The following is a 13,543-nucleotide window of genomic DNA, read 5'->3' as shown; positions in this document are numbered from 1 at the left end:
AAACAGTGTCAAAAAATATGATTTCTAGGGTTGAGAATATTTCTCAACCCCAGTTTTATAATCACAATAAAATATGGACAAAACCTTTTATAATAGCGGTTATAGTTGTTATAATTTTAGGGATTATATCACTGTTTACTGGAGTTTATGATATACGTGGACAAGAGGACGGAATGGAGATGTTTTTCATCACTCGTGTTCCGAGAACAGTTGCATTAATGCTTACTGGAGCTGCAATGGCGATGGCAGGGCTCGTAATGCAATTAATTACACAGAATCGTTTTGTTGAACCTACTACAACGGGGACTATTGAATGGTCAGGCTTAGGCCTGCTTTTTGTCTATTTATTATTTCCTGCCCCGACTTTAGTTCAAAGAATGACTGGTGCAATCATTTTTTCTTTTATAGGAACTATGATTTTCTTTTTATTTTTAAGAAGAGTTAAACTTCGTTCGTCTTTAATTGTCCCTATTATTGGATTGATGCTTGGAGCAGTTATTTCTGCAGTGTCTACTTTTTTGGGACTCCTTTTTCAAATGACGCAAAGTATTGAAACTTGGTTTGTAGGTTCATTTGCTAACATTCAGGTGGGAAGATACGAATATTTATGGCTAATTGTTATCGTTACTTTGCTTATTTTTATGTATGCTAATAGATTGACTTTAGCTGGACTAGGAGAAGATGTCGCAACAAGCCTTGGCGTTAATTACAATAGAATTGTTCTTTTTGGGACGGGCCTTATCTCTGTTGCTGTTGGAATTGTTGCAGCTGTTATTGGAAACTTACCTTTCTTGGGATTAATTGTTCCAAACATTGTTTCCATGTTTAGAGGGGATGATCTTAGGAGTAATTTACCTTGGGTATGTGTGATCGGAATGGGGACAATCACTGCCTGTGACATCATTTCTCGAACAATTATAAAGCCGTTTGAATTACCTGTTTCTTTAATACTTGCAACAGTGGGAGCGGTCGTGTTTATTACTATTCTATTGAGACAAAGAAAACCAAGGAGGCTACGATGATCACATTAGAATATAAAAATAAAGAAAATGTCGAAATCGATTCTAGCCTTCATAATGAAAGTAGATCAGCTAGTGCTTTTCGTTCTAAGAAGGAAGCAAGACGTTATTGGATTTTACTCATAACATTGATTGCTTTAGGTCTCCTTTCTTCATATGGACTTTTAGTTTATAACAACCCAGTTCCGATAGATTCACCTTCTTTTATCCCAGTTGTTAAGAGAAGGATAGTAGCTATTGTTGCAATGATTATTGCTGCAGTTTGCCATAGCTTATCGACAGTTGCTTTCCAATCTATTACGAATAATAAGATTATTACTCCTTCACTTTTAGGTTTTGAATCACTTTATTCAGCAATTCAAACGAGTACAATATTCTTCTTTGGTGCTAGTGCATTAATCAATTTTAATGGAATTGGATCATTTTTATTTCAAGTCGTTGTTATGGTCTTCATGAGTTTGATACTTTATGGGTGGTTACTTTCCGGTAAATACGGGAATTTACAACTTATGCTTTTAGTTGGAATTATTATTGGTACCGGGCTAAATTCTGTGTCAACTTTTATGAGAAAACTACTTGCGCCTTCAGAATTTGATATTTTACAAGCGAGATTATTTGGTTCTGTTAATCATGCAGACCCTGCATATTTTCCTATTGTAATTCCTATGATCATAATTGTAGCAGTATTAATTTTTGCTCATTCTAAGAAGTTGAATGTTTTGTCATTAGGAAAGGATGTTGCTACTTCTTTTGGGGTTAAATATCAACCTAGTGTAATTTATACGCTTGTGTTAGTTGCTATTTTGATGTCTATCTCAACAGCTCTAATTGGGCCACTTACTTTCTACGGCTTTTTAGTAGCAACTTTGAGTTATCAGGCGGCGTCAACTTATGATCATAGATATATTTTCCCAATGGCTTTTGCTATAGGATTTTTAATAATGACGAGTGCATACTTTTTAATGTATCATGTATTCCATGCTCAAGGTGTAGTTTCAGTTATTATTGAATTATTTGGTGGAATCATATTCTTAACTATAGTTTTAAGGAAGAGGGCTTTATGATAAAAATCGATAATGTTAAAAAGTTCTATACTGATAAGGTGAAAATAGGACCTTTGGATATTGAAATACCAAAAGCGGGCTTTACTTCTTTAATTGGACCAAATGGCGCTGGAAAGTCTACGACACTTTTGATGATTGGAAGACTTTTAGATATGGATGAAGGTCAAATTCAAGTAGCGAATATGGATGTTTCTGAGTCCAAATCAAAAGACTTAGCAAAAATTTTGACTATATTGCGACAAGAAAATCATTTTGTAACGAGGCTTACTGTTAGACAATTAGTTGGATTTGGGCGCTTTCCTTATTCAAAGGGAAGATTAACTAAAGAAGATGAGGTTATCATTTCTAAATATATCGATTTCTTAGATTTAACTAGTTTAGAGAATAGATATTTAGATGAGCTTTCTGGTGGTCAAAGACAAAGGGCATATGTAGCGATGGTATTGTGCCAAGAGACTGAATATGTGCTATTGGACGAGCCTCTGAACAACCTTGATGTTGCGCGCTCTGTTCAAATGATGGAGCATTTGAGACGTGCAGCTAATGAATTCGGAAGAACAATTTTGACTGTTATGCATGACATAAATTTTGCAGCTAAATACTCTGATAAAATTTGTGCTATGAAAGACGGGCAAATTGCTGCTTTTGGAACAGTAGAAGAGGTTATGGACCCAACACTTTTGACAGATATTTTTGAAACAAAAATAGAAATTATCAAGGGTCCTTATGGGCCAATTGCTGTTTATTAGATAAAAAATGTATACTGTAGCTTGCGTAAATTATGCTAGCTACTCTAGTTGAAGTTGCTGTCTGTATTTTATAGGCAGCAGCTTTTTTTACAATTGCCGATGATAGCTCTGTCCCACAGGTATTTCATTACTTCTGGTCCTGCGATGCTTCCAACAATAAACTTGTAAATTACTCATAAAATACAAAGGAATGCTTCGGTTTTTCAAGTATCTACCAAATGAAAAATTTATCTCTGTATAACTTTTTATAAAAATTCAGCTTGGTTCTTTGTATGTAATATTGCATATAAGAGTGTATTGATAAAAGTGTAAGGGGTCACTATAATGAGGGCATAAAGATTAATCACATTTTCGTAGCAATAAAAAAGGAGGAAATAATATGGAAATCGCAATGGCAGTTTTGAAATTTGTAGGTGGCGTAATCCCGTTAATTCAAGAACTTTTAAAAGCATTTATGTAGGTTTATTAGTTAGCTATCATTTATCAATCATTATCATATCTTACTAAAAAAAGAACGGGGTGATTTTTCTGAATATTAAGAAAAACACTAAAAGAAGAAAGTTCCTTGCATGTTTATTAGTTAGTCTATGCACTATTAATTATTCATCTATTTCCTTCGCAGAAACACAAGTAGGTAATGCAACTGATGTAACCCAAAATGCTAGTGGCATTGATACTGGTATAGCAAATCTTAAATATAATAATCAAGAGGTTTTAGCTGTAAATGGTGATAAGGTAGAGAGTTTTGTTCCGAAAGAAAGTATCAATTCAAATGGTAAATTTGTAGTAGTGGAACGCGAGAAAAAATCACTTACAACTTCACCAGTCGATATTTCGATTATTGATTCTGTGGTGAATCGTACGTATCCAGGAGCGGTACAACTTGCAAATAAAGCTTTTGCAGACAATCAACCGAGTTTATTAGTGGCTAAGAGAAAGCCTTTGAATATTAGTATAGACTTACCTGGCATGAGAAAAGAAAATACAATTACTGTCCAAAATCCGACATATGGTAATGTGGCTGGAGCAGTAGATGATTTAGTATCTACTTGGAATGAAAAGTATTCTAAAACACATACGTTACCTGCAAGAATGCAGTATACAGAATCTATGGTTTATAGTAAATCACAAATCGCAAGTGCCCTTAACGTTAACGCTAAATATCTCGATAACAGTCTAAACATTGATTTTAATGCGGTTGCAAATGGAGAGAAGAAAGTGATGGTGGCGGCATATAAGCAAATATTCTATACCGTAAGTGCTGAGCTACCTAACAATCCATCCGATCTTTTTGATAATAGTGTTACTTTTGATGAGTTAACTCGTAAAGGAGTAAGTAATTCAGCTCCACCTGTTATGGTTTCAAATGTAGCTTATGGTAGAACCGTTTATGTAAAATTAGAAACCACATCTAAGAGTAAAGATGTACAAGCTGCTTTTAAAGCCTTACTTAAGAATAACAGCGTCGAAACGAGCGGACAGTACAAAGATATTTTTGAAGAAAGTACCTTTACTGCTGTAGTATTAGGTGGAGATGCGAAAGAGCATAACAAGGTTGTTACAAAAGATTTCAATGAAATCCGAAATATCATTAAAGATAATGCTGAATTAAGTTTTAAAAATCCAGCATACCCAATTTCATATACAAGCACTTTCTTAAAAGATAATGCAACTGCTGCTGTTCATAACAATACAGATTATATTGAGACGACAACTACAGAATATTCAAGTGCTAAAATGACACTTGATCATTACGGTGCTTACGTTGCTCAATTTGATGTATCTTGGGATGAATTCACATTTGATCAAAATGGGAAAGAAGTACTAACACATAAAACATGGGATGGTAGCGGCAGAGACAAAACAGCTCATTACTCTACAGTTATCCCTCTTCCACCAAATTCAAAAAATATAAAAATCGTAGCTAGAGAATGTACTGGTCTTGCATGGGAATGGTGGAGAACAATTATTAATGAACAAAATGTTCCATTAACAAATGAAATAAAAGTTTCAATTGGAGGAACAACATTATACCCAACGGCTAGTATTAGTCATTAGGTATAAAAAAGCGCCCTGTAATCAGGGCGCTTTTTTACTTAGTCACAAATTTTACTCTTTCCAAAACTGTTCTAGCAAAATAACGATTATAGTACCTACGAGTAATCCGTTACTTAAAACATATTGTAAGGAAGAAGGAACTCCACTAAATGCACTTTCTGGAAGAAACATTATTCCAAAACTGATTAATAATGAAATTCCTAATATAGTTAATCGGCGTTGCTTTAATTCTTCACGTAAAATGGATTGAAATGAAATGCCTATTACTTGGACGAATGTAGCTAAAAGTGCAGAATTAGCAATAGGACCTGGTAGCAAGGATATAAAGTTTACAATTGAGGGGATAAAAGAAATACCTGCTAATATAAGACTTGCTATAAGAAACGACTTCACCTTTTTTTGACCTGTTAGTTGAATAAATCCTGCTGATGCAGGTAATGGTACAATTCCAATTGTAGAGAACAATGATGAGATAATATGTGATATACCCCCGACCCATACACCACGGTTCAGTATTTGCTTTTCATTTTTTTTAGATAACGGAGCCACTTGTTTTACAGCCGAAATAGCAGCAATTGTATTTGCAACTAAAAGAAAGGTAAATAAAGTCGCAGTTAGAGAAATTCCAATATCGAATCTAGGTGTGCCCCAAGCAAATACCTCTGGTAACTTAACTAGCGTTGTATGTGAAGGCATATGAGATGATTTTCCTAATACTGCATACAAAAGCCAACCACATGAAATTCCAAGTAACACAGCGTAACTTTTCATCCATCCTTTCCCTTTAATTGATAAGAAAGTAATAAGGGCAAAAACAAAGAGCGCAATAGTAGCAATTGTATAGTCGGGATGAGTTGCAGATCCTTGTAATCCCATCATTCCTTTTAGTAACACACCACTAAGCTGAAGTGCTAAGATTAAAAGAAAAGTTCCTGTAACTAAAGGGGTAAATAAACGTAAGGTTCGCTGAACAAGCCCTGTTATACCAAGAACGAAGAGTAATATACCTGCAATAATTAACCCGCCTTCTAAAAGTTGTAATACATCTTTTGCACTTTGTCCCTGATGCATAGCTACTTGTCCTAATATGACAAATATACTTACCCATGAACCTGCTGGCCCATCCGCTATGGGATAGCGATGCCCAAACCACGCTTGTAGAAACGAACTTACTCCCACGACTAAAAAAGTCCGCTGCATTAATGTTGAGATATCTTCTATTGGTAAATGGAATATGCCACCAATAATGATAGGTAATGCAATTGCATTTGCTAATAGAAACACAAACCATTGTAGAGTACTAAAGCTCGTATCGAAGTGCTTTTTATTCATATTATTCTCCTTTGCCGAAAAAGAATCTCATAGTAAAAATCTATCCTTTCTACAAAGTTAGATTAAAAAGGATAGATTTTGTAAATCAATAAAATTATTTTAATTATATATATAGTTTTTTAGTTAATTACCATGTACGGAATGGTAAAAATTTCCCGTTAAGTGTAATCACGATACGGGGGTCGCCACCTTTTGGATCTTCTTGTGTATCCACACCCAGGTTGAAGTTAATTGCACTCATTACACCTTCGCCGGCCTTTTCTAAGATTAATTCTCTAATAGTTGGTGCATATTGTAACATCATTTCATATAAGCGATATGCAATCGGGTCAGTAGGTGGCATTTCCATTACTTGGCCACGAAGTGGAACTACTGTTAATGCTTGAACTACTTCTTCATCTAATTCTAATAGTTTACCGATTTTTTCTGCTTCTGGACGTGTCATTGTAGCTTGTCCTAATAACGCTGTTACAACCCAAGTCTCAGAGTGTTCACTTACTTTTGCAATTTCTTCCCAAGTTAACCCTTTTTTAATTTTTGCCTCTAGAATTTTTTGCGTAGCTTCTTGTCTATTCATATCTAATACTTGTTTTTTCATATCTAATAACTTCCCTTCGTGTAAGTAATAATTATTATTTTGTTTCACTATTTAATGCTTTATATCCATCAATCACTACATCTAATTTACCTGTGTGAGGATCAATAACTAAACCGTGTACAGGAACATCTTTTGGAATAAGTGGATGATTTCTTACTAAATCAACATTAGCTTGCGTGGAGTCGCAAACATCATTGAATCCGAATAACCACTTTTCAAGGTCAACACCAGCATGTTCAATCGCTGATAAAATTTCTGGTGAAGCTACTCCACGATCTAATATTTTTTGAAGTGTTCCTTTTGGATTCGTTTGGCTCGCGCCACATCTATGGTGTCCAATAAGGAAGATTTCATCTGCATTTAAATCGTATACTGACGCTACAACACTTTGCATAACACTATCGAAAGCAGAAGCAATTTTACCACCTGCATTTCTGATAACTTTTGCATCACCATCGTGTATATCTAAAGCTTTTGGAAGTAGCTCAATTAAACGAGCATCCATGCAAGAAACAACAACCATACGTTTTTTAGGCATCTTTGTCGCTTCACGAGGAGCGTATTCCTTATTTTCTACAAATTGTTCATTGAACGATAGAATTTCTTGTAATAACATATTTGTAACCTCCTTTAAATCTAGATGTATTTTTTTGTTGCGTCCTCTGTGTTATAAGTAAATATAACTGATAAATAATGTGATGTAAGAGGATAAACTAAGTATAGTGAATTGTATCGATAAGCAGAATAAGTTGGCGAAACACTTTCGGGCTTTCTACTTTCACGGTGAAAGGATTGGTTTATATCATTGATCAAACAGATTTTGAGATACTGAAATTATTAGGAGAAAACTCAAGAATACAATGGAAAGAACTTGGTCAAAAAATACATATGACGGGGCAGGCCGTAGGAAATCGAATTCGAAGATTAGAGGATTTAGGGATTATTGAACAATATACAATTGCAATAAACCGAATCAAATTAGGACAAGTAGTGACTGCATTTGTTACTTTGTTCGTAACAACAGCTAATCACCAAGAGTTTATGAATTTCTTTCAAGGAGAAGAAGGGATTTCTGAAGTACACCGTATAAGTGGTGAGGGGTGTTATTTATTAAAAACACATTTTGCGTCCAATGAAGACTTAGATAACTTTCTAGGACGACTATTAAAATACGGGAATTATCGTGTTAACTTATCAATAGGAAAGTTGAAATAAGGTTTCTTTTCCTTGGAGGGGATAGTAACATTGTTTGCTAAACTTTATTTGTATAGAGATAATGAAGTCGTTTAATGTTTATCTTAAATAGTCAGAGCCTTACTACAATTTATGTGTAGTAAGGCTTTTTAAAGCTGTTAAAAAAATGAGAGATATTATATTCAACAATCGGGATGAATTGTTGAGGGGGATATAAGACAATTTTTTTCAAGGGAATCATAAAGGATTTTTCCTCAAAAAAATCCTGCAGCTCAGTACAGGATTTGTAATAAAATGTTTTTAAAAATTAAATTGTGGTTTCATATCACCTGTATAAGGTTCATGTTCAACGAATATAGTGATGTCCTTACCCGCTTGGTCTTTACCGGTTCTTTTATACGTAAATTTCTTATTATTTAGTTCAGTAAGTTCAAGAGCCGCGCCATATTTATTATTTCCAGTTGAAACATGGGCTCTTATTTTATTTTCGTGTAAAACATCGAAGTAACCATAGTCACCGCGGCTTTGACCTGTTTCGCTATTGAAGAACTCGTATTTATTAGACTTGTCATCGAATTTTGCTAGACTTATAAAATTCGAATTAAACTGTGTTACGTCATTACCCGCTTCATCTAATACTTTTGTTCCGTGCCAAAGTGTTCCACCTAAAATTTTATCTCCATCAACGTTTTTAACGATATCGCCTGTAGTAGAGTTCAGCTGCTTGTCGGGATCAGTGAAAGAAAGCTCTTTTTCTTTATATGGAACATGTTCAACGAAAACTTCTACATCGTTACCGTTAGCGTCTTTCCCCATTCGTTTATAAGTAAATACATTTTTATTTAGTTTTGTCATATCAACAACAGCTTGATATTTCATTGATTCTGAAATTAATATTCTCTTTTTCCCATCATTTGTGATAAAGAAAGTTCCTTTATCGCCACGACTTGCACCTGTTTTAGCGTCAAAGAATTCATATCTTCCTGACTTTGCATCATATTTCGCAAGGCCAATGAAGTTTGCATTTTCTTTTGTTACATCATTTTTATCTTTGTCATATACTCGTGTACCTTGCCAATTTGTATTGCTAAGAATGTTAGCCATTTTTTGGCCTTTCGTTAACTTATTTTCCTTTTTTGTTTCTTTGGCAGCTTGTTCTTGTTTCGGTTTATTATGATTTTCTTCGGCTTTAGTACCAGCACATCCTGTTAGTGCTAGTGTGAATCCGAGCAATATAGATGATAGTGCTTTCGTTTTTTTGTTCATGTTTTATCGTCTCCTTATTTTATGATTTTAAATAGTTCGTGTTTCTGAATGTAATTACTACGTTTATTATGTTAATGGCCGAGTATAAACTGCCTCTAAATAAAACATTAAAAAAAGATAAACTAATTCCTAAAATTTTTTCATACTTATAAAAAGTTCTTTTACATAAGGTGAATGTAAATCTCTCATTTTGAAAGTGGCGTAATTAAATGGGCGGATTAGCATTATGCTTACAGTGCGATTTTAGATGTGATGCTATACTGTGTATAGGATTTTATGGGTGCATGTTGTGTCGGTTTTTGTCGGTAAGTCGATATTCTATGTCGAATCGTTGATATATTGAAAAAATCGTTGATATATTGTGAGTTATGATAGATATATTTGAAAAATCGTTGATATATTTTGAGGAGGGCTAAAGATGATTGTGAAAGAACGACAAATGCCAATGTATTTACGGCAATTAGAAGCGTTATCTAGAAGATTACCTGCTCACCATCCGAAACGGGATATGGTTGCAGAAAGTTTAGCGAAGCATAAAGCAGGTTACAAAGGTGAACAAGCTATCAATTATCCACTAAGTTTTTTGCCAGAAGAAACATATAGTATTTTGCACGATATAAGGTTGTTCGATCAAAATCACCATTTTCAAATTGATACGATTATCATTTCAGCATATTTTCTTCTTTTCCTCGAAATAAAAAATATAGCAGGTACGTTACTATTTGATTCAAAGTTTAATCAGCTTATTAGAATATCAGAGGGGAATTCAGAAGGCTTTCCAGATCCAATTTTACAAGTGAAAAGACAAGAGGAACAGTTTAGAAAATGGTTAAGTTTAAATGGGTTTTCTCGTTTTCCGATTGAATCACTCGTTGTTATTAGTAATCCACGAACTATTATTAAAGCTTCAGACGATAATCTCCCCAATAAAATTATCCACAGTGCAAATTTACCTCATAAAATAAAATGGTTTGAGAGTAAATATAAGAAAAAAACTATAAAAAATGTAGACGATCTTATTTGTCAAATAGTAAGGCATCATACTCCATTACAGCAAAATATCCTTGAACAGTTTAAAATCAAAAAAGGAGAATTGTTAAACGGCGTACGATGTGAGGTATGCTCTATAATGCCGATGTTGAAATTAAAAAAAGGGTGGTATTGTTCAAATTGTAAAGCTATCTCTAAAGTAGCACATGAGGATGCCATACATGATTATGTACTTCTTATTAGTGGAACTTGTACAAATATGCAGTTAAAGGAATTTCTCCATGTTCAATCAAGTGCAACAGTTCATAGACTCCTCCAAACAATGAATATCCCCCACACAGGTGACAACAAGGGACGAATATATGATTTAACTACGCTTCAATCATAATTTTGCTATAATAAATAAGTATTTACGTGAAGGAGAGTGTGAAATGAAGTTTAATATCGATCATTACATAGCTAGCGTTTTACAGTGGATATTGAATATAGCGTTAATTATATTGTCCATTGTTTTATCGATCTTTTTAATTAACGAGACGATTACATTTATTCAATACATATTTTCAACAAAGGAATATACATCGTATAAATTGGTTGAGAGCATCATCGTTTATTTCTTATACTTCGAGTTCATCGCATTGATTATTAAGTATTTTAAGTCGAATTATCATTTCCCGTTACGTTATTTTATTTATATCGGAATTACGGCGTTAATTCGTTTAATTATCGTATCTCATGAGGAACCGATGGAGACGTTGTTATATGCGGGATCCATTCTTGTTTTAGTCATTGCTTTATACATATCAAATATGAGAGATTTGAGAAAAGAGTAGTAGTGCAGACATAAGTTTGCACTACTTTTTTATATCTTGACCTTCAAGTTACTTGAAAGTTTACAATGTAAATAGGGCGTTTGAAATTGAAAAAAATTGAGAAATTAAGTGAAGAGGTTTCTTTTACTTGGAGGTTATAGCAATGAGTCAGGAATTAAGGTTACGTCCTTTAGAACGGGAAGATTTAAAGTTTGTACACGAACTTAATAATAATGCCCATATTATGTCGTATTGGTTTGAAGAGCCGTATGAGGCATTTGTGGAGCTGCAGGATTTATACGATAAACATATACATGATCAAAGTGAACGCCGATTTATCGTTGAGAAAGATAATGAGATGGTTGGATTGGTCGAGTTAGTGGAAATCGATTATATTCACCGTAGAACAGAATTCCAAATTATTATTGATCCAAATTATCAAGGATATGGTTATGCAGCAGAGGCGACGCGTTTAGCGATGAATTACGCTTTTTCTGTATTAAATATGCATAAAATATATTTAGTTGTCGATAAAGAGAATGAAAAAGCTGTACACGTTTATAAAAAGGTTGGATTTATGGTAGAAGGGGAACTTCTCGACGAGTTTTTCGTTGATGGCAACTACCATAATGCGATAAGAATGTGCATGTTCCAGAAGGAATATTTTAGAACGAAATAATGGAGTGAAAAGGCTATAGACAATCATTGTCTATAGCCTTTTTTATTATGTTTAACAACAACTATTTATTGTAAAACAATAAATAGTTGTTGACTTAAAATGTTAGCGGGCTTATTATGATGGTATTGAGAATAGTAAAAAGGAATGCAGATAAATTAATTGTGAAATCAAAGGAGAATATATTATGAAAAAATATTTATTAGCAATTGTATTGATATCATTAGGAGCTACTTGTTTATTCATACACGGTGCAACTAGTAAAATGGATGGAACTGGTTTGCTTATAGAACCTTACTTTTTCCTAGTACCAATAAGTTATTTACTGTTCTTTAGTGGTATTGGTATTTCGTTATTTGGATTTATTACTTCAAGGTTGAAAAAACAGTAATAGATCAAAGTGGTTAAATTTTCAATCTTAGAGTATAAAAAGGAGAGATTATGATGAAAAAATATTTATTAGCTTCTAGTCCAATATTTTTAGGAGTGTTATGCATCATTATGTTTAATGTAATTGGTTCGGAAGTAAAACGAGATGGAACGTTAGTGGAACCATTTTACTTCATTCCGTTAGCATATTTATTTACTTTCACTGGAATTGTTGCGATTTTGTGTGTGGCTCTTTTCTCGGTGCTTCGAAAAAAGACAGCGTAATAAAACACTTGCCATGAAATAGAAACATACGATAAGGAAGAAAAATAAAAAGTGAGCTGAATCATGGTGAATCATTATTGTTATCCTGAAAGGCAAGTCGGATCGGCTATTACTTTGGCAGGAGCACAGGGGACAATTCATGCTGTGAATCAAGCGATTCAAATGCAGCAGCAAGCATATTTTGCACAAATGATGCAAGGACAGTATATGTCGTACTCACAGCCTCCGATGCAAATTGTACATTACGATGTGCATCCAGCGGGTTTATTTTCCATTCCATATGGCGGGACATACTTCTTATGAAAGAAAGCGACTGATAAGAGTCGCTTTCTTTTTTTATATTCCGCCTAGTTTCATTCCAAGGAATGCAAAAAGGATACCAATAATATAAGTAGTACTTAAATATAGAAATAGTATGCCGAAATTTTTACGATTGAAGAGCTGAATGGACTCTAGCTTAAATGTTGAAAATGTCGTGAAGGCACCCATAAATCCAGTACCTAATAATAATTGCCAGCTTGTAGTGACTCCGTTTCCAATTATATATCCGAGTAAAAACGCGCCTGTTATATTAATGAGAAATGTAGCAATTGGAAAGGAAGTTTTATTTCTTTTTTTAAACCAATTACTAATTGCAAATCGTGTAATAGCACCGAAAAATCCACCTGTTGCCACTAATAAAGCTTCTATCATAAGTGATCACCATCCGTAAGGTGTTTCTTAATTAAGAAATCACCTAGTGTATAGCCAAGACCAGACATAATGAGACCACCAAGTATACTGCATGATACATATAAGAAAGCCGTACCCCATTCAGAAAGATGGATTAGTTGCACAGTTTCTACACTAAATGTTGAAAACGTCGTAAAAGAACCGATGAATCCAGTCCCAATGCCTGTGATAATTTCTGACGGTAAGATGTTTCGCCGAGCGATATACGTAGTCAGCCAAGCTAATAGGAAGCAGCCGAGTAAGTTGATGAGCAATGTGGCTAGCGGAAATGAATGATTCCATGAAGTATGAATAGTAAGACCTAAATAATAGCGAGAAAGGGCTCCTAATATACCGGCTATGCCAACGATAATATAAATCAATTTCTTCACCTCTTTAAATAGCTTGCTCAAAAAAATA

General features: G+C 34.1%; 17 protein-coding genes. 11 read left to right on the top strand and 6 right to left on the bottom strand.

All coding sequences use genetic code 11. From position 1 onward, the window contains the following. The first annotated feature begins 5 nt into the window (after positions 1–5). The 4 genes from DN389_RS06380 to alo all read left to right on the top strand — a co-directional run bounded on the left by DN389_RS06380 (position 6) and on the right by alo (position 4,890). Complete coding sequence (locus DN389_RS06380) at positions 6–1,022, top strand: ABC transporter permease (protein WP_149236922.1); 1,017 nt, start codon at positions 6–8, stop codon at positions 1,020–1,022. Then, on the top strand, positions 1,019–2,083 hold the full coding sequence (locus DN389_RS06375; protein ID WP_000631234.1) for an iron chelate uptake ABC transporter family permease subunit: 1,065 nt from the start codon (positions 1,019–1,021) through the stop codon (positions 2,081–2,083). Before DN389_RS06380 ends, DN389_RS06375 begins: the two co-directional genes overlap by 4 nt. Continuing rightward, complete coding sequence (locus tag DN389_RS06370; RefSeq protein WP_046955601.1) at positions 2,080–2,832, top strand: iron ABC transporter ATP-binding protein; 753 nt, start codon at positions 2,080–2,082, stop codon at positions 2,830–2,832. Before DN389_RS06375 ends, DN389_RS06370 begins: the two co-directional genes overlap by 4 nt. A 519-nt stretch (positions 2,833–3,351) precedes the next feature. Continuing rightward, positions 3,352–4,890, top strand: coding sequence for an anthrolysin O/cereolysin O family cholesterol-dependent cytolysin Alo (gene alo, locus DN389_RS06365; protein ID WP_098189369.1), 1,539 nt, complete (start codon positions 3,352–3,354; stop codon positions 4,888–4,890). 51 nt (positions 4,891–4,941) lie between these two features. On the opposite strand, the gene DN389_RS06360 is transcribed toward alo, so the two are convergent. From DN389_RS06360 to DN389_RS06350, 3 genes are all read right to left on the bottom strand, one after another. Continuing rightward, positions 4,942–6,222 carry a purine/pyrimidine permease gene (locus tag DN389_RS06360; protein WP_088123723.1) on the bottom strand — a complete coding sequence of 427 codons (1,281 nt, stop codon included), beginning with the start codon at positions 6,220–6,222 and terminating at the stop codon, positions 4,942–4,944. A 127-nt stretch (positions 6,223–6,349) separates the two neighbouring features. After that, positions 6,350–6,799 (bottom strand): cyanase, encoded by a 450-nt coding sequence (cynS, locus tag DN389_RS06355; protein ID WP_033662787.1) that lies wholly within the window; start codon positions 6,797–6,799, stop codon positions 6,350–6,352. A 55-nt stretch (positions 6,800–6,854) separates the two neighbouring features. Beyond that, positions 6,855–7,436, bottom strand: a complete 582-nt coding sequence (locus DN389_RS06350) for a beta-class carbonic anhydrase (RefSeq protein WP_088123722.1) — start codon at positions 7,434–7,436, stop codon at positions 6,855–6,857. A 167-nt stretch (positions 7,437–7,603) separates the two neighbouring features. Between DN389_RS06350 and DN389_RS06345 the strand changes: the two genes are divergently transcribed. Next, a complete protein-coding gene (locus DN389_RS06345) occupies positions 7,604–8,035 on the top strand; it encodes an Lrp/AsnC family transcriptional regulator (RefSeq protein WP_002008929.1) in 432 nt (143 codons plus the stop codon). A gap of 279 nt (positions 8,036–8,314) precedes the next feature. On the opposite strand, the gene DN389_RS06340 is transcribed toward DN389_RS06345, so the two are convergent. Beyond that, complete coding sequence (locus DN389_RS06340; RefSeq protein WP_149236921.1) at positions 8,315–9,280, bottom strand: DUF4822 domain-containing protein; 966 nt, start codon at positions 9,278–9,280, stop codon at positions 8,315–8,317. 418 nt (positions 9,281–9,698) lie between these two features. Here DN389_RS06340 and DN389_RS06330 point away from each other — a divergent pair, with 418 nt between their 5' ends. The 6 genes from DN389_RS06330 to DN389_RS06305 all read left to right on the top strand — a co-directional run bounded on the left by DN389_RS06330 (position 9,699) and on the right by DN389_RS06305 (position 12,715). Next, complete coding sequence (locus DN389_RS06330) at positions 9,699–10,658, top strand: nuclease-related domain-containing protein (RefSeq protein WP_149236920.1); 960 nt, start codon at positions 9,699–9,701, stop codon at positions 10,656–10,658. A 43-nt stretch (positions 10,659–10,701) separates the two neighbouring features. Further along, the gene (psiE, locus tag DN389_RS06325) at positions 10,702–11,103 is read left to right on the top strand and encodes a phosphate-starvation-inducible protein PsiE (RefSeq protein ID WP_000671178.1); all 402 of its coding nucleotides are present in this window, start codon (positions 10,702–10,704) and stop codon (positions 11,101–11,103) included. A 142-nt stretch (positions 11,104–11,245) separates the two neighbouring features. Next, positions 11,246–11,761, top strand: coding sequence for a spermidine N1-acetyltransferase (gene speG, locus DN389_RS06320; RefSeq protein ID WP_098109904.1), 516 nt, complete (start codon positions 11,246–11,248; stop codon positions 11,759–11,761). Positions 11,762–11,942: 181 nt separating this feature from the next. Then, a complete protein-coding gene (locus DN389_RS06315) occupies positions 11,943–12,149 on the top strand; it encodes a DUF3955 domain-containing protein (RefSeq protein WP_088123718.1) in 207 nt (68 codons plus the stop codon). 50 nt (positions 12,150–12,199) lie between these two features. Next, positions 12,200–12,412: a DUF3955 domain-containing protein gene (locus tag DN389_RS06310; protein WP_097857045.1), complete on the top strand. Its 213-nt coding sequence runs from the start codon at positions 12,200–12,202 to the stop codon at positions 12,410–12,412. A 63-nt stretch (positions 12,413–12,475) separates the two neighbouring features. Further along, entirely contained in the window at positions 12,476–12,715 is a 240-nt protein-coding gene (locus DN389_RS06305; protein ID WP_046955610.1) for a DUF3947 family protein, read from the top strand. Positions 12,716–12,748: 33 nt separating this feature from the next. Here the strand turns inward: DN389_RS06305 and crcB (DN389_RS06300) are convergent, their stop codons facing one another. Further along, positions 12,749–13,105, bottom strand: a complete 357-nt coding sequence (crcB, locus tag DN389_RS06300; RefSeq protein ID WP_000568598.1) for a fluoride efflux transporter CrcB — start codon at positions 13,103–13,105, stop codon at positions 12,749–12,751. Continuing rightward, complete coding sequence (gene crcB / locus DN389_RS06295; RefSeq protein WP_179955885.1) at positions 13,102–13,506, bottom strand: fluoride efflux transporter CrcB; 405 nt, start codon at positions 13,504–13,506, stop codon at positions 13,102–13,104. Before crcB (DN389_RS06295) ends, crcB (DN389_RS06300) begins: the two co-directional genes overlap by 4 nt. Positions 13,507–13,543: the final 37 nt, after the last annotated feature.

It is taken from the genome of Bacillus sp. AY3-1 (assembly GCF_008368785.1).
Classification (GTDB): Bacteria; Bacillota; Bacilli; order Bacillales; family Bacillaceae_G; genus Bacillus_A; species Bacillus_A wiedmannii.
This window is presented reverse-complemented; position numbering and strand designations above follow the sequence as displayed.